Origin of the sequence: Candidatus Mesenet endosymbiont of Agriotes lineatus, from assembly GCF_964019585.1 — a bacterium.
In the GTDB taxonomy this organism is placed as follows: domain Bacteria; phylum Pseudomonadota; class Alphaproteobacteria; order Rickettsiales; family Anaplasmataceae; genus Mesenet.
The window spans coordinates 646,310-662,976 of sequence record NZ_OZ026454.1 but is presented as its reverse complement, the minus strand read 5'-3'; the positions used below and the strand labels follow the sequence as shown (position 1 = coordinate 662,976).

Sequence of the window (16,667 nt, the reverse complement as noted above, 5' to 3'; positions counted from 1 at the left end):
GTTCCTATAATAAAACTCAAAAGCAATTGTTCAATCTCTTTATTTTTATTAGCTTGAGCGATATCCAAAGCTGTCATAATTATCTCTAAATAAATGTTTGCTTAGTAATAATTCAACGATTCTTTTTTAATTACTGCAAGATGTAAAGTCATATTCTCCTTGAGTTAGCATTATTTTGTAATAGAATCTCTACAACGTTTTCACACTTTCAAGATGGAACAAAGTTGTCATATAATAAAGAGATCTTGAGATTTCTATGAAATTACGCTAAAAGTTAAGTTTAGAGAAAAGGTTAAATGCTCAGAGAATCGACCTCAATTGAAGAAAATGTGCTTACAAGTAAATCAGTTATCCGTGTGGGAGATTATTGTATAGAAATCTCACCACATATTTGTACTAAATGGTGTGTTTGTAAATGGAAATCCTGTTGCAAGAAAATCTGATAATTTTACAGAAAAAAAGTGTTAATTCAACTACTGTTTTTGCTAATGGCCTTATATTGAAATGTTTATGTAATTAGCTTCAGCTTTAGTATTAGATCTACTTTAGTTTATTTATAAACACAGCTCTCACAGTACGTTTGATTTCATGTAGTATTTTGTACTAAATACAGATATTTACAGGTGAAATAGCAGTAGAGAAATGTGCTACAAATTACGTAGATATTGTAACTGACCATCTACATATTCTATGCCACCCACTATCCAACAATGTATTAAAAAGCTATTCCAAGAATTTGAACAATTTAAAAAAAGATATTTGGGCTGTTACTGTTGGTAATGTAAATTCTACAGATGTACAGCAATATATTGAAGAGCAAGCAGTTCATATTTAACATCTCTGAATTTTAAAACTTGCTTTATAAGCTTTAACTCATACCACCAGCTTTAGCTGGTTGTAATTGATCATGTTTTTGCAGGTAATATAGGCTCTGTGAACAGCCATGAAATTCAAAAATCCCATAAAAACCATTTATCAAATCTACAAAAAATCCTGCTGAAATTTTTTATTTTTCTGAATTACTTGTACAATCATTGCACTTTCCTGTTGGAGGAATTTGCATTTCTTGTTTTTAAGATTGGCTACAAAAGCATATAGCCATTATCAGCTACTACAGTGGAAACATTTTTAATCAGATTTCGTTCCTTTGTCCTGACGTTAGGGTAAATTTTAGGGGCTTGATCTTCAGTTATATCCAAGTGTGAGATCGGACTATTGTCCTGCTTTTTAAGAATGCAAAAATTTGTTCCTATTTTGTCTCTTGTATGTATTCGATAGTTTCTCCTACTATAGAGGACAAGATGGGTTGTGATATAAAGCACCATATTCAAATTGAGGGGGGAATACATATAACACAATACTAGGCTCAGTTAAAAGTTCACAGAAAGACAAGAAATCTGAATGCACAAAATATGCTAAAGCTATAGTTAAAAGCAACTTATCGAAAAAAACTTTAGATATATGCAGAATAGGATTCGCTTTACCCATTCTATTTAGCTTAGTTTAAGTAGTTGGAACATGTTTGCACAAAACTACACTGAAGCCGAATAGGTATCTATTAGTTCTATTACTCACTACTTTTGTCACAACATCTATTTTTTTATTCAACAACCTTTAAACTTGATAAATTTCCCAAATAGCTATTTAAGTAGTATTCTGTAATTTAATTATTTACATAACGATATTTACAATTCTACCTGGAACTACATATATTTTACTAATTTTGCCTACATCAACCTTTTGTGCCACAGCGCACACTGCTAACTTTTTTAATTCTTGAGCATCTAAATTGCTTTCTACATCAACTGTAGTGCGTAATTTACCATTAACTTGCACAGCTATTGTTACCATTTCTTGAGCTAATAATGAATTATCAGCTAAAGGCCAACTTTGATCGCAAAGCATTCCTTCTCCATCTATCTCCTGCCATAATTTTTCAGCTAAATGTGGTATAAATGGCTCTATCACTCTAATTAAAATGCATATACCTTCATCTATAACATGTTTACCTGAGTTTGGCTCTATACTGGCTATCAAATTTGTCATTTCACGAAATTTAGCAACAGCACAATTTAACTGACAATTCTCTAAATCAGAAGTTAAGCCATTTAGTAGCTTATGTAACTCCTTTCTATACTTTAGCTGAACACCGTTGTTATTACACTTGATATTAATTGGTTTTAACTGCATAACCATGCGCCATAATTTATTTATGTAACGGAAGTTACCCTCCATTCCCTCATCAGACCATCTCATATCTTTTTCTGGCGGAGTATCAGATAAAACAAACAGACGTGCGGTGTCAGCACCGTATTTGTCTATTATGTAGCTTGGATCAACAATATTTTTTTTTGATTTGCTCATCTTTTCAAGTTTGCCAATCTCTATTTTTTCACCCTTTTTAGTTAGTTCTTTTGCTTCCTGTGGAAAAAGCCAATTACCTTTTTCATCTTTATAGGTAACATGACATACCATTCCTTGTGTGATCAGAGTTGAAAATGGCTCCTTGATATCTAGGTAGCTACATCTGCTCAGTGCACGACAAAAAAATCGTGAATAAAGCAAGTGTAAAATTGCATGCTCAATGCCGCCAATATAGTAATCAACTGGTAGAAAGTAATCACATGCATCTTTATTAATCCCTTTATCTTTACTGCAAAACGCAGCAAAATACCAAGATGACTCAAAAAAAGTATCGAGTGTATCTGTTTCCCGTTCTGCATTATTGCCACATTTAGGACAATTTGTATATTTCCAAGTTGAATGGCTCTTTAGAGGATTGCCACTTGTAAAATCAACATCAGTTGGCAAAGTAATAGGCAATTCTTTCTCAGATACTGGCACGGTGCCACAAGCTTTACAATAGATAATAGGTATAGGGCACCCCCAATAACGTTGTCTTGATATTCCCCAATCATGCAAACGATAATTAGTTTCTTTTCTGCATTTGCTTTCAAGTTTTGCAACGATTTTTTGTTTTGCCTCTTCTGCCGATAAATCGTTTAAAAAATCAGAATTAAACATAATTCCGTCTTCTATATATGCCTTATCTTTTATTTCAATTGCTTCTGCATTATTTGGGCGTATAACAGCAGTAACTTTTAGGTTATATTTACGAGCAAAGTCTAGATCACGCTGATCATGTGCAGGGCAACCAAAAATCGCTCCTGTGCCACATTCCATTAAAACGAAATTAGCAACGTAAATAGGTAATACCTCATCTAAAAATGGGTGTTTTACATCAATTCCAGTATATACTCCTGTTTTCTCTGTTTTTTCTGAAGATTCACCACAATCTTGAATATACTTAAGCACCTCAGTATTTGTAATATTTTGTAGCATTGGATGTTGCGGGGCAACTGCACAAAATGAAGCACCAAATAGACTGTGAGGAGAGGTTGTAAACACCTCTAGCTTTTTGTCTGAGCCCACAATATCAAAACTAATTATAAAACCTTCTGAACGCCCTATCCATTGCTGTTGCATTAATTTTACCTTTTCAGGCCAACCTTTTAAAGTTTCGATGCATTCAAGTAAATCATCAGCAAAATCGGTAATTTTTAAAAACCACTGAGATAATTTACGTTTTTCAACTATTGCACCGGACCTCCATCCTTTTCCATTTACCACCTGCTCATTGGCTAAAACTGTCTGATCTATAGGATCCCAATTAACCCATGCCTCCTTGCGATAAGCCAAACCAGTTTTAAGAAAGCTCAAAAAAAACTTCTGTTCATGTTTATAATACTCATGATCACAGGTGGAAAGCTCATGTTCCCAATTATAAGAAAGCCCTATCGACTTTAGCTGCTTCTTCATATTACTTATGTTATTTTGCGTCCATACCGCAGGGTTTATCTTGTTATCACGTGCAGCATTCTCAGCTGGGAGGCCAAATGCATCCCAACCAATTGGATGAAAAACGTTAAAGCCACATGCCCTTTTATAACGGCTAATTACATCACCTATGGCATAATTGCGTAGATGCCCCATGTGTATATTGCCTGAAGGATAAGGAAACATCTCAAGCACATAGCATTTTTTTTTATTGCTATCCATTCTAATTGAGAAATCCCACTTCTCTTGAAAAAACTTCTCAACGCTTTTGAAGTTATATTCCATAAATCAATACCTAAAAGCAAACTCAGCTTATATAACAAAAAGGTATTGTATAATTTTATCTTTTTTTATCAATTTAAAGTCCATAACAATCTAGCGAGATTGTTATGGACCATATTAGAAGATAAAGATTTATCTAGCAACCTGTTGCTGTGTTGCTATACTATCTACCTTAATACTCTCACCTTTTATATGAGATACAAAAGATAATGATGGCTGCTTTTGCGCTTTTTCTTCTTTTAATTCACTTTTTCTTTCTTGTTCACCTACCTTGGCAAGCTCACTTGTGAACGCATTCTGAAGTTCATCATCCTTCATAAGAGATGTAAGTCCGTCTAATTGATTTTTAAACTCTTTGTAATCATTACGGTGTGTACTTTTACCCTTTTCTATTAATCGACAGAAATTCTGTACTTCAGATTCATTTACTTCATTATTCAGTACGTTCTCTAATGCTTGAACTTTTTTATCACTAATTGTACCATCTTGAAGCAAGTATTTTTCGATGAAGTACACTTGACTTTCACTTTTACTCGATAAACTACTAAATTCACGACTAGATCTACTTGCGTTTTTCAAAAAGTCTTCTATGTTAGAGGTCCGAGATGGCACATGATCAATCGCGTCTTTCAAGCTGCGCTTTATTCTCTTAGCAGCATCTTCACCTTTATTACCCATAATTTCTGCAGCATCAGACATTCTCCTTTTAGTAATCTCTGTACCACTCTTTATAGCATTACCTGCAATCTATACTTCATGTGCTGTCGCGTTATCTACAATTTGCGCACCATGTGCTACTGCTTTACCTGCCTTTATTGTGCCTTTTTCAATCGCCATCCCACCAAGACCTAGCACTGCAACTGTAAGCACAACTAAGGCTACTACTGGGAGCAATGGTGTAACAAGAGCTGCAGCTAAAATTCCACCTCCAAGTAGCAACTTATTTTTGGTGCTAAGAGTTTTAAATTTATTTACAAGACTACTTAATCCACCCTTGTTTCTACTAATCTTATCTTGAATTTCTAAACTATTCACAAAATCAGCAGACTTAAATGCAATATTTGATATATCATCTTTATTTACATCATTAGATGTTAATCTTTCTATTCCAGAATTTACATAACGTGATGATTGATCTTTAGTAGCTCCCGTAATGTCCATAATTTCAGGAGTTTGTGCTGTCTCTTTTAAGAATTGCAAAGCATATTCCTTTTCATATTGTGGTAGATCTGCTAAAATCCCATACAACTTTAACGTTTGTTCTGTATATATATCATAATTTACACCACTCATATCAATCTCCCATTGATAGATTAAATAAATAATTATTTTAATAATAACTTTAATCAGTTTAGTTATTACTAAAATGTAATAAAGTATTACTATACTAATTAACAAATCTATTCTAGAACTAGCGAAATTCATATAAAAGCAGAGGGTTATTATATATTTTCAACACTTTTTATCAAATTAAATATTAAAATTTGCTATTAACTAAATTATATAATATGTCAACTAAAGCCACCATTGGTGCTAATGCATCAATACTTATGCAATGGATTGTTCTCTCCTGATCGTTTAAATAAGGAAGCAGAACCAGGAATTTACCAAACACCGAAACTTTTCCCCATCGTCAGCGTCTTGTAGACATGGAACCAGATCTGCTCATATGCCTATATTACTTAGGTAATACTTTAAATGAAAAGCAGAATAAACAAATGCAAGGCCTAGAAAAGTTAGCACCAAACATCAGAGCAATAAATTTTAACAGTGGAATGATTTTGAATTTAATACCAGTATGCTTTCCGTAGATGATGAAGGTGAAAATATGAAGATGACTGAGTATTTTAAATTACCAAACACGGATAATCGCATGGGGTTTTCGTCTGGATATGATGCAACTTATAATGCTACTTACATATCCAAAAGCTGCACTACTAGAGCTAAATAAAGTTGGAACATGGAATAAACCAATAGGTGAAAGAGGGATATATTTTAACTTTGATTATACACCGAAGAGCAGAATGAGTGAACTTCAAGCTCCATTCTAACAGGTTATCATTCAGATTCTATTAAAGGAAGTCATTTTTATTCACTAATTATATTACATTTACTTATAATATCTTCACTTTTCTGAGCTTCTTTTGCTATGTTACCGTTTTTATCACAAAGCGCTAATTTATAGTACGGCTTTTGTTCATCACAGTTTTAAGTAAATATTATCTTCCTCTACCGAAAGAGACCCTTTACCATCACCACGCAAATTATAATATAGTTTATTACCTTTAAAGAACCAAGATGCTAAATTTATACTGCCAACCTTTTGTTCTGATTGTGCTGATTTAACAATTATGTCCTTTCTATGTTCCTTAAAAGCTTCTGCATCTGGCTTGCATCCACAATCATCAGTTACTTTAACTTTATATTGGCTCAACTCATATTCATTCAATCCCAAGCCTATCCATCTGTAATTTTGATCACTAAAATTAACAGTACCTCCTAACTCTGCAAATTCTTGGTTCAACTTTATATCACCTTTTAAGTTGATCTTAATTGTGTCATCTGTGCCCAAGAGCTTTTGAATATTATATTTGTGTCTCATAGTATCAATAAACATGCCTTCCTGATTTAGTGCTATTAACCCCCTGGAGCCACTTTTACTTCTTCTCTGTATCCTCCTGCTATAATATTATTATGACCAGTTCCAGCAATTGAATCGATTAACTTTCATAGAGATTTCAAATTTTATCGGTCTAAAAAATCTGCAAAAATTCTGCTTCCGTGGTTGTGAATATATATGATATAAAGAGAATGCCAATCTGGAGAGATTGAGGCTGTAGAGGCGGCCTTTAAAGTGGCAGATGTATAGGAAAAGAAGATCTGAATATATTGAATAGGATCTTCGGCGACCTACTGAATAGTTTTAGCTATTTTAGGCTCTTTTGCCTAGAGTAAGGGTTGATATCCTTATAGTTATATGCCTTAAAACATATAACCATAGCGCTTCCAATTATCAATTGGTAGTCCTTTCATGGTGGGAATCCGTGAAAAGGGCTAAAAACGCTCCTCTCTCTGATGTTGTTCATGTGCTTTCTCTCCAGATTGGCACTAAAAACAATAAAAGGTCGAAGAAAGTTCAAAACATGTATCAGAAATCTAATCTTAAAATAAACTCTATTTTATAACATCTTTTTATAATTTTTCTCTATTGATAATTTTTTTATCATTCTTTTTTCTTAACTAAACATTTTTTATGATGTGAACAATTCTTTTTTTTAACATTTTTATCATTCTTTTTATCCGGGTGTTTTGTGTAATTAAAAGCAGTTGCTAGCTTCCCAGACTTTTACTGTTACATCACCAGTGACAATAATATTTCCCTTATGGTTAATGACAAAAGTTTCGGGAATGCCAGATATTTTTAACATTCTTATCCATAGTAGCAATTATTTTATCTTGATATTAGTCAATATACTAATTATAGTATAACCCATGCTTAAAAATAATGATAACGTTGTTTCAAAAAATTTACCAATCTATTTCATCTGGTTTGGCAGTGATGTTCCACCAAAATATTTTGGTAACTTACAAAGAACTGCAGAGACAAACAAATCTCGAGATATTATTCTAGTTTACAGTAGAGAACATTTACCAGAAAATAATAGAAAAAATATTGATAGCATGGAAAGCATCAGTATTGATGACATTAAAACAAAAGTAGCATTAGAAAGGAACAGTAATACAAAAAATCTTTTTAAAATTGATGTCTACAAGATGGAGCTTGATAAGCAGGATGAGCGCATTTATGACTTATATAAGCAGATGTTTGAACAAAATACGTTCCTAGGAAAATCATACCCACTTTGTGCTGCTAGTGACATAATTAGGCTACCACTAATCAACATTACAGGTGGAATTTATTTTGATATGGATACTAAGGTTACCGGAGAGATAGGAGATATTGAGACTAAAAATGGTTTTGCTTTTTATGTTATTCTAAAGGGTAGTAATACTTTTAAACTTCCAGGTAATATGCTGATAAAATCTAATGTTGAAAATCATTATTTAAATAATTTCATGAGTAGTTATTTTACTAAAATATTAGACAAGATCAAAAATCCCGATTTTATCCCAATATTAACAACAGATCCAGTGTGCTATCTTTATACTTATACTAAAAAAGAACATATAGGTTGTAATAACTTTAGTATTAGGTTGAAAAATAAAGTTAGTGATAAAGTAAACCAACAAGTTCTTGAGCAAATATTTTCTAACTATGGTATTGATGTGCCACTAACTGTAAAGCTAAAAATGAAAATGGGAGAGGGTTATAATATGGACTACAACAACCCTCAAGACCTCAAGAAACTGGGTCTTAATAAAACAGATTATGTTAGTAGTGAGGTAGCTAGTTCTCTTAGCAATCCATCATTAGAATCTGTAGGAAGTAGTGAGGAAAGAAGTAGGTGAGCTTAAAAAATTTGAAGGGGTTAGCTTACTAAAATTAAATGTTTCATTATGAAAAAATATGTGGAGAATTGTGTTTGTGAAACTCTTTATAACTAGCTTCTAAAGTAGCTAAATTTATAGTTGTTACATCCTTTATATTAAGTGATTTTTCTTCAGTTATTACTCCAATATTAACACAAGGAATACCGATAAATAACTCTTCAAATTCTTTTTTGTTTTCAGGTGCAATAGTTACAATTATTCGGCTTTGTGATTCAGAAAACATTATCACTTTATCGGCTATATTTTCATTTTCTATTCCTTTTGAAATTACTTTAGATAAATCTATTTGCGCTCCTAGCTGCCCAGCAATTAATGATTTAATCAAGGCAACAATTAATCCTCCTAAGTTTGGTGCAATAGCTGAAGCAACTATTTTCTTCTCTACTGCTCTACCATAGGTTTTGTACAGTTGCCTAGCACTTTGAGCAGTAACTTTTGGTACGTTATTGCTACCAATTCCACTGTATAGCTGATATTCTGATCTACCTAGTTCATTATAAGTTGTGCCCAAAACATAGATTAAATCTCCTGGTATTTTAACGTCAAGCGATACTGAATTTTCAATGTTTTCTATCACCCCAACTGCAGATATTAGCAGCGAAGGAGGTGCGGAAATAATAATTTCATCTCCACTACTATTATATCCTTTAAAATCATTAAACATGCTGTCTTTACCGGAAATGAAAGGTGTATTAAAGCCTTTAGCATAATCATAGCAACTTTGCGCTGCCTTTTTTAGCTGCCATAACCTTTCAGGATTTGTTGAATCACACCAGCAAAAATTATCCAGCAGTGCCAGATGATTTATATTTCCACCAGCTGCCACGTAGTTGCGTATTGCCGTATCAATTGCACAAGCTGCCATGTGATAAGTATCAATCTCTCCATAGCTTGAGCCAAACCCTTGTGATTTTACAACGCCTCTCTTTGATGATAAAACAGGGCGTATTACAACCGCTTCAGCACAAACATGCCCCTTACCTTGCAGAGGCTTAAGCACTGATGAAGCTTGTACTGTATGATCATATTGTACAACTATAAATTCCTTACTGCATATATTAGCTCTTTTCATCATTTCATGAAGCTGAGTTGCCAAAGGAATGTTATTAGAACTCTTCTTGATTTCTATAGGTGGTTTTGACCAAACTTTTGTATTTAGAGGTATTTTAGGATTACCGTTATGAAGAAAGTCTGTATCTATATCCAGAGCTATTCCTTCTTTTATTCCACTGTCATTTTTTTTAGAGTATTTTACAATTGCTCTACCAGAATCCGTAAATTCACCGATAACGCATAATTCCACATCATGTTTTTTTACTACTTCTTTTAGCAGCTCAAGCTTTTCAGCTGGTACGGCTAAAGTCATTCTCTCTTGTGATTCTGATATCCATATCTCCCAAGGTGCCATGTCACAATTTTTCAGCAATACTTGGCTTAAATCTACTTCAAACCCATCTTTCCCCATCTCACCAATTGAAGAAGAAAGACCACCTGCACCATTATCTGTTATGGAGTTGTACAAACCTAAATCTCTTGCTTCAATAACAGCGCAAGAGAGCTTTTTCTGCGTTATAGGATCGCCAATTTGCACTACAGTTGTAGCACTATTACTAGTTAAAGCTGAGGAAGAAAAAGTTGCTCCATGAATGCCATCTCTGCCAGTTTTGCCACCAACTATTACAATTTTATCACCATTTTTAGGCTGCTTAATGTGAGATGGTGCACCATTTATACTACGCGGAATAATTCCTAAGCTGCCAACAAAAACTAAAGGCTTACCGCAAAATCTATCATCAAAATATACTGAACCTAGACTAGTTGGAATGCCAGAACAGTTGCCACCAACATTTACTCCATGAATGACACCACCCATGATGAACTCTGGAGGTAAAACTTCATTAGACTCCTTTCGAAACTCTACTTCTGCGGACAATTGCTGTGTCACTCCGGTACTCAAATCCTCATGTATGTCTAATACATTCCGGTTTTCCGTTCCGTATGTTTCTATCACTTGCCTATCATAAGCGAGTTTCGAAGGGAGTCTATTTGTATGCCATTTATTTCTATAGAGTTTTTCTGGCATTGTTTCAGCAAAACAAAAATAGTAAGTGTTCATAATTGGTTTAGCTCCTTTGCCAAAACCAATAATATCTCTATTAACCCCTAAAATTCCAGTCATTGCACCACCAAAAGGGTCAAGTGCTGAAGGACTGTTATGGGTTTCAACTTTAGCTACAATTAAAAAATCATCGTCAAAAATTATACCGCCAGCATTATCAGAAAAAACAGAAACACAGATATCTGAATTGATTTCATGAGTTGCCCGTTTAATATAATGTTGATATAACCCATCTGTTATGTCATCTATGGGAGCAGAAAAGATGTTATGCTTACAATGTTCAGACCATGTCTGTGCTAGTGTTTCTAGCTCTATGTCAGAAGGGTTGCGCTTCATTGAGTGAAAATAAGCTTGAATTGCCTTCATTGCTGGCAATGACAAGCCTAAATTTCCACTTGTGCCTATCATTTCAAGCTCATCATCTGGAATTTCTAAATTGATATACTGAACAGTGTTATTAATATTCTCTTTAGTAGAAGAAATGTTTCCTTCAGCAGTAAAAGAACTATTATAATAGTTTTTTAATGTGTAAGAACCACCAAATCTTTGAATTAATCTGCAACTTTGAATTAAAGGGTTAAACTGTTTTTTTATCTCATCTATATTTGGCAAATTTCCTTTTCCTAAAATAAGTTTAGCGCTTTTAACATTCAACGTTTGGATATTAATATGCTCACATATAATTTGCTTTGCTGTGTTTCCCAAATTGTCAGTGACTCCAGGTAAAAATGAAATCTCTAATGCCCAATCTGCTTTTGAATCTATGAATTGATACTGAGATGGCAGATCATTATAACTACCGAGCTCATAGTAGCAATATTGCCCTAATACTGGATGCGCTAGCATTTTGCAAATTTTTTCATAAAATACAGCATCAATTGAATTTATCAAATAAACATCTGCAAACCGATGCTTATTTAAAATTTCTATTCTCATACTAATTTTAAAACTTATTGATATTTAAAGTAACACACTTTTACTTTACTTGCTAGGTGTAGATCAATTTATTACTAAAATAGCATTTTAAATAAAATTATTGACCAGATTAGTATCTGTTTAATGATATTGGTATAATATGACGCTAAAAGGGGGATAACATGCTAAAAGCTTTCAAAAGAGGATTAGTTAATTGTGCAAAACTATTACAAAAAATATTAAAAAACATATATGGATACATAAGCAAGTTATTTAAAGGCAATGTATCACAAGAAACAGAAGCAAAAGATAGTGAACCTACTTTTGTTCAGGAACAAAGTATAGAATTAGAGCAAGGAAACATATTACAAATCTTAGAAAATAACTCAGTAGATCAAGCAGAGAGTACTAATAATCACAACACAGCCTTACAATATAACAACTATCTACCAAATTATAGGATAAACGACGAAATTTCCAGTACAGAAAAAAGCAGTAGGAGAACAAAGCATGATAATATTAGACGTATTCTAAAAGTTCAAAGGTACAATTGTTTTGATGTTGAAAGAATATTCGGTATTAATGATAATATATTCAATAAAATAAAAAATGATGTTGAATTACTAAAAGTTGCCCTACAAAATAGCCGCAATGTAGATTATATAATTAATATCTATTCTCAAAATAATTATGTACGTAACATTCTAGAATTTACACTAAATATGACAGAAATAGAACCTGATAGTAGAAGTAAGATAAAACAATGCTTGGGTATGACATTAGCTTTATATGAAACCGGCTTTATTAAAGTTAAAGACATTTCTAATGAAGAACACATAAAAGATTCTGTCTTGAACTGCTTTAAGCATAAAATAGAACCAGTAATTCAAGCTAAGTTTCAACGAGAGTGCAATCTTGATTATCTACTAAGAGGAGTATTTTCTTACAAAGAAAATAAAAAATTGCCAATGCCTAGTCTGCAGCAAATTTGCATAGAAAACCTTATAAAACACTCACAAAATGTTATATAATTTAGTTATAAGATCTAATTTTCATAAATTCTTTTTAAAGCTAAAATTAAAAATCACAAAACCCAGGCATTTCATCACCACTTATATATTGCAAAAAGGCCCCACCACCAGTAGATACATAAGTAAAATCCTCTATATTAATTTTAGCAGCATGTATTGCCGACAAACTGTCACCACCGCCTACTATGCTTTTTATTTTCTTTGTCTTTGTTAAGCCAGCAATTTCCCTTGCTACCTGAAAAGTACCATTAGAAAAAGCTGGATACTCAAAAGCACCTAAAGGACCATTCCACAAAACTGCTTCACAGCTGAGTAGTATTTTCCTTATCTCGTCTAAAGTTTTAGATCCTATATCAAGTATTACATCATCATCTAAAACAGAACTTAAATCACCTCTAACGAGCCCAAGTTTGTAATTTGCATCTTTTGCAACTAAAACATCTTTAGGTAAAACTATTTTGCAATTATTTTGTGCTGCCATTTTTATTACTTCAATAGAGATATTCTCTGCATCTTTTTCATACAGAGATTTTCCTATATCAAAACTTTGAGCTAATAAAAAATTATTAGCAATTGCTCCACCAAGAATTAAAAACTCCACTTTTTGAGCTAAATTAAGTAGCAGATTTATTTTAGTTGCTATTTTAGCACCACCAACTATAGCTACCGTAGGTTTGTACTTACAAGATATTATTTCTTCCAAATGATTCACTTCGTCCTGCAAGCAAAAGCCAGCATATGCAGGTAAAAATTTTGTTACTTGAGTGATAGAAGCATGATTACGATGAGAACAAGAAAAAGCATCATTAACATATATATCAGCTACTGACGACAACTTTTTTGCAAAATCTATATCATTTAACTCTTCTTCAGAATAAAACCTTAAGTTTTCAAGCAATACCACATCTCCTGGGACCATTGACTTTACTGCCGTATTTACTTTATCGCCTATACAGTCATCAATAAAACTAACTTGCCTGTTCAGTAGCTTAGATAAAGGTTCAATCACTTGCTGTAGTGAAAGACTGTCATCTCTACCTTTAGGGCGCCCAAGATGGGATATTATTATTGTCTTGGCATTTGAACTTACTAGATGATTAACTGTAGGAATCACTCTTAATACACGAGTTAAATCTTGAATAGTACTATCAACGATAGGCACGTTAAAATCAACCCTAAGCAAGACAACCTTACCACTTACATCACAATCTTGAATGATCATAATTAACTAAAGAAAGACCCAACGAAAGAATCCCACACTTCTTTTATAAAAGCGCTAAATAAGTACAAACCGTTGATCATCCATGTTTGTAACTCTGAAAGTATCACAGACAATTTATCCATCATTCTCCATATATTGTTTACTTAATTCTATATAATTTGCTGCAGAAATATTAATATTTTCTATCTCCTCCTGCAATATTTTACGTAGTAGCTTTGCTGGACGGCCAGCCCAAACTTCTCCACTCTTTACTATTTTTCCTTCTGTAACCAACGAACCAGCTGCTATTATACTATTTGATTCAATAGTAGCATTGTTCATAATAATTGACCCCATGCCAATTAGCACTCTATCGCAAACAGTGCAAGCATGAAGAATGCAGCCGTGACCAATTGTAACCATATTACCAATTTTAGTATCACCTCCTACTCTATCTACATGAATTATGGTGCCATCTTGAACATTGCTTCCATCACCAATATAAATAGATCCCACATCTCCTCTAAGAATAGAATTATACCAAACACTTACGTTTTTACCTATTTCCACCTTACCAATAATGTACACCCCCTTAGCAATAAAGGTCCCTTCTCCTATTTTTGGTGAAAACTTTTCATATCTAACAATGCTGGCCATATAACTTATATAATTTTAAATAAAAATTTCTAAAGCTAAAACATCATTTTAATATACTAGTTTTTATTTGCTTATTCCAATCTAAATCTTCTTGTGTAACAAAAAAATGATGCTGAAATGTATTTGTTGATATAGCCGATAGAGAAGAAAATTTGTAAAAACCATATAATTTACAATATTATAGTATTACCTTAGCAACATTTGGGCTTTTTAAATACCCTTTATCATGATATATTAATTATAGAATAAAGGGGGAATAAATGAATAGTAGTTAAGATAACAAGCCAAAATGTTGGTCAAAACTTGGTAATGGTGTAATATTTCCTCAAACCTACCAAAGAGTATCTTCAAGCCTTGAAGAAGGTAACAGGGCAGGGGCAGAAAAACAAGTAGATTGGTTTGCAAAGCGGGTAGAGGAAAATCCTAAAAAAATATATGGAGACTTTTTGTGTGCTGCTGCTCAAAGTGGCAATACAAAAACTGCCGAGTTCTGTAAGGAGAAAGGGGCAAATCTTAATCATCGCGCGTATGGTAATAAAACTCCATTAGGAAGTGCTGAATTTTTTAAACATAAAGAAATGGCTGACGATCTTAGGAGGTGGGGGGCAACTGATGATGCTTATGGTAGACCTAGTTCTAGCTTAGATAAGTGTAGTTGTAGTAATCAAAAAAAACAGAGTAAGGGTAAAAAGGACAAAGAAGAATGTATATTAATGTAGGCACTTTAGGTTTTTGCTACATTTTTTATAGAATATAAGCTCTCTTTAGAGCTTATATTCTATAAAGTCTCAAGTTTTACTTCTGATGCTCCTTTTACAACTTCAGAAGTAAAGTTTATAGTATTAATTATAAATTAGAGCTTTATTTTTCGGTAGTATTTTTTTATACATAAAAAAATACTAAAATTAATTAAATGAGCGTGATTCTTTTGCTGCAGCCAATACTGCTAATTTACTGATTAAGCTCCAAACCAATAAAGTCTTTTTTTCTGTGATAGAGCTAACGTCAATAAAATTACAGCCTAAGGAATTTAAGTTGGAATATTTATCTTTATTGTTGTTATAGCGAAATAAATAACATACTGGGCAACCTCCTACATAATATATCAAGGGTTCTGCTGCACCTCCATGAAAGCGGTCAAGGGTGGGTACTCCTTCCTGAACTATCACACTATTGACTTTAACACCATCTTTTATTTTATTCATCTTATTTCTATTTTTTTTGTTAATTTGTAATATATCTTCTGCACTAGTCACTGTCATAATGCCCATGCCATAGGTTCCTTTATCAGCTTTTATTAACACATACGGTTGCTCTTTGATATTGTAAACCTGAAATTTATCTTTTATTTTAGTTATCATATCATCAACTGCTGCAGCTACTGCTTCTAATCCTTGATTTGTGGCAAAATCAATATTCTTGCAGCCAGTTGTATAAGCGGATATTAGCCACTCATCTAGTTCAAATTCGCTACAAAATTCCAAAATGACGTTTTTGTAAATTTCAAAATATCTTGATTTATTTCTGTTGTGCCACCCAAGTAAAGGTGAAGGTATTATATCTTGCTTTATATTTTCTAAAGCTTCTGGAATACCACCTGTCATATCATTATTAATTACAATTAAATCTGGCATAAAACCTGCTTCTGTTATAAGCAGGTTGTCATCTTTTTTAAGAGCTAAAAATGCTGAATCTAGATTTTTGTGATGTACATACGCTTCAATTCCAGCAAGTTCAAAAATATTTTTAAGAGCAGCTAAGTTAGCTATATAATTAGTATTACGTGTATGATTTTCAGGTAAAATCAAAACCTTTTTATATTTTAATAAGTATTTTTGTACAAGTTCAGAAGCAAGGGTCTGCGATTCTTTATTTAAATTATTATACCCTGCTGGAAACAGATTTACATCTACTGGTGCAATCTTATAGCCAGAATTTCTAAGATCTACAGAACTATAAAATGGAGGTTTAAAATTTTTAAAACTTTCCTCAAACCAGTTGTTTATATCTGATTCTTTCCTCTTTATCAAAGAAGAAATAAGATTGATAATGTTTTGTATCAATTGCAAACCCTTTTTGAAAAAATAGACTATAATACTATCTTGAAAGTAGT

13 protein-coding genes are annotated in these 16,667 nt (G+C 32.8%); 5 read left to right on the top strand and 8 right to left on the bottom strand.

Annotation, left to right across the window (positions count from 1 at the left end; all coding sequences use genetic code 11):
- Positions 1–1,671 precede the first annotated feature (1,671 nt).
- From leuS to AACL19_RS03115, 3 genes are all read right to left on the bottom strand, one after another.
- The gene (gene leuS / locus AACL19_RS03125) at positions 1,672–4,122 is read right to left on the bottom strand and encodes a leucine--tRNA ligase (protein WP_339046580.1); all 2,451 of its coding nucleotides are present in this window, start codon (positions 4,120–4,122) and stop codon (positions 1,672–1,674) included.
- 129 nt (positions 4,123–4,251) lie between these two features.
- Positions 4,252–4,818, bottom strand: coding sequence for a hypothetical protein (locus AACL19_RS03120; protein WP_339046578.1), 567 nt, complete (start codon positions 4,816–4,818; stop codon positions 4,252–4,254).
- Positions 4,819–4,866: 48 nt separating this feature from the next.
- Complete coding sequence (locus AACL19_RS03115) at positions 4,867–5,412, bottom strand: hypothetical protein (protein WP_339046576.1); 546 nt, start codon at positions 5,410–5,412, stop codon at positions 4,867–4,869.
- 505 nt (positions 5,413–5,917) lie between these two features.
- Between AACL19_RS03115 and AACL19_RS03110 the strand changes: the two genes are divergently transcribed.
- On the top strand, positions 5,918–6,070 hold the full coding sequence (locus tag AACL19_RS03110) for a hypothetical protein (protein WP_339046574.1): 153 nt from the start codon (positions 5,918–5,920) through the stop codon (positions 6,068–6,070).
- Between the two features lie 249 nt (positions 6,071–6,319).
- Here the strand turns inward: AACL19_RS03110 and AACL19_RS03105 are convergent, their stop codons facing one another.
- Positions 6,320–6,736: a hypothetical protein gene (locus tag AACL19_RS03105; RefSeq protein ID WP_339046572.1), complete on the bottom strand. Its 417-nt coding sequence runs from the start codon at positions 6,734–6,736 to the stop codon at positions 6,320–6,322.
- Between the two features lie 427 nt (positions 6,737–7,163).
- On the opposite strand from AACL19_RS03105, the gene AACL19_RS03100 reads away from it, so the two are divergent.
- Both AACL19_RS03100 and AACL19_RS03095 read left to right on the top strand, forming a co-directional pair.
- Positions 7,164–7,304 (top strand): hypothetical protein, encoded by a 141-nt coding sequence (locus AACL19_RS03100; protein WP_339045751.1) that lies wholly within the window; start codon positions 7,164–7,166, stop codon positions 7,302–7,304.
- Between the two features lie 307 nt (positions 7,305–7,611).
- Positions 7,612–8,589, top strand: a complete 978-nt coding sequence (locus AACL19_RS03095) for a glycosyltransferase (protein WP_339046570.1) — start codon at positions 7,612–7,614, stop codon at positions 8,587–8,589.
- Between the two features lie 46 nt (positions 8,590–8,635).
- Here the strand turns inward: AACL19_RS03095 and AACL19_RS03090 are convergent, their stop codons facing one another.
- Positions 8,636–11,596, bottom strand: coding sequence for a phosphoribosylformylglycinamidine synthase subunit PurL (locus AACL19_RS03090; protein ID WP_410519877.1), 2,961 nt, complete (start codon positions 11,594–11,596; stop codon positions 8,636–8,638).
- Positions 11,597–11,847: 251 nt separating this feature from the next.
- On the opposite strand from AACL19_RS03090, the gene AACL19_RS03085 reads away from it, so the two are divergent.
- Positions 11,848–12,696, top strand: a complete 849-nt coding sequence (locus AACL19_RS03085) for a hypothetical protein (protein WP_339046566.1) — start codon at positions 11,848–11,850, stop codon at positions 12,694–12,696.
- 46 nt (positions 12,697–12,742) lie between these two features.
- Here AACL19_RS03085 and AACL19_RS03080 read toward each other — a convergent pair whose 3' ends face one another.
- Positions 12,743–13,918 (bottom strand): phosphoglycerate kinase, encoded by a 1,176-nt coding sequence (locus AACL19_RS03080; RefSeq protein ID WP_339046564.1) that lies wholly within the window; start codon positions 13,916–13,918, stop codon positions 12,743–12,745.
- A 114-nt stretch (positions 13,919–14,032) separates the two neighbouring features.
- The gene (locus tag AACL19_RS03075; RefSeq protein ID WP_339046562.1) at positions 14,033–14,554 is read right to left on the bottom strand and encodes a gamma carbonic anhydrase family protein; all 522 of its coding nucleotides are present in this window, start codon (positions 14,552–14,554) and stop codon (positions 14,033–14,035) included.
- A gap of 446 nt (positions 14,555–15,000) precedes the next feature.
- On the opposite strand from AACL19_RS03075, the gene AACL19_RS03070 reads away from it, so the two are divergent.
- Positions 15,001–15,273: an ankyrin repeat domain-containing protein gene (locus AACL19_RS03070; protein WP_339046560.1), complete on the top strand. Its 273-nt coding sequence runs from the start codon at positions 15,001–15,003 to the stop codon at positions 15,271–15,273.
- A gap of 186 nt (positions 15,274–15,459) precedes the next feature.
- Here the strand turns inward: AACL19_RS03070 and gshA are convergent, their stop codons facing one another.
- The gene (gene gshA / locus AACL19_RS03065) at positions 15,460–16,614 is read right to left on the bottom strand and encodes a glutamate--cysteine ligase (protein ID WP_339046662.1); all 1,155 of its coding nucleotides are present in this window, start codon (positions 16,612–16,614) and stop codon (positions 15,460–15,462) included.
- Between the last annotated feature and the right edge of the window lie 53 nt (positions 16,615–16,667).

Coding starts and splice junctions, on each gene's coding strand:
- leuS (WP_339046580.1), bottom strand. CDS start 4,122: ATGGAATATAACTTCAAAAGCGTTGAGAAGTTTTTTCAAGAGAAGTGG.
- AACL19_RS03120 (WP_339046578.1), bottom strand. CDS start 4,818: ATGTCTGATGCTGCAGAAATTATGGGTAATAAAGGTGAAGATGCTGCT.
- AACL19_RS03115 (WP_339046576.1), bottom strand. CDS start 5,412: ATGAGTGGTGTAAATTATGATATATATACAGAACAAACGTTAAAGTTG.
- AACL19_RS03110 (WP_339046574.1), top strand. CDS start 5,918: ATGCTTTCCGTAGATGATGAAGGTGAAAATATGAAGATGACTGAGTAT.
- AACL19_RS03105 (WP_339046572.1), bottom strand. CDS start 6,736: ATGTTTATTGATACTATGAGACACAAATATAATATTCAAAAGCTCTTG.
- AACL19_RS03095 (WP_339046570.1), top strand. CDS start 7,612: ATGCTTAAAAATAATGATAACGTTGTTTCAAAAAATTTACCAATCTAT.
- AACL19_RS03090 (WP_410519877.1), bottom strand. CDS start 11,596: ATGCTAGCGCATCCAGTATTAGGGCAATATTGCTACTATGAGCTCGGT.
- AACL19_RS03085 (WP_339046566.1), top strand. CDS start 11,848: ATGCTAAAAGCTTTCAAAAGAGGATTAGTTAATTGTGCAAAACTATTA.
- AACL19_RS03080 (WP_339046564.1), bottom strand. CDS start 13,918: ATGATCATTCAAGATTGTGATGTAAGTGGTAAGGTTGTCTTGCTTAGG.
- AACL19_RS03075 (WP_339046562.1), bottom strand. CDS start 14,554: ATGGCCAGCATTGTTAGATATGAAAAGTTTTCACCAAAAATAGGAGAA.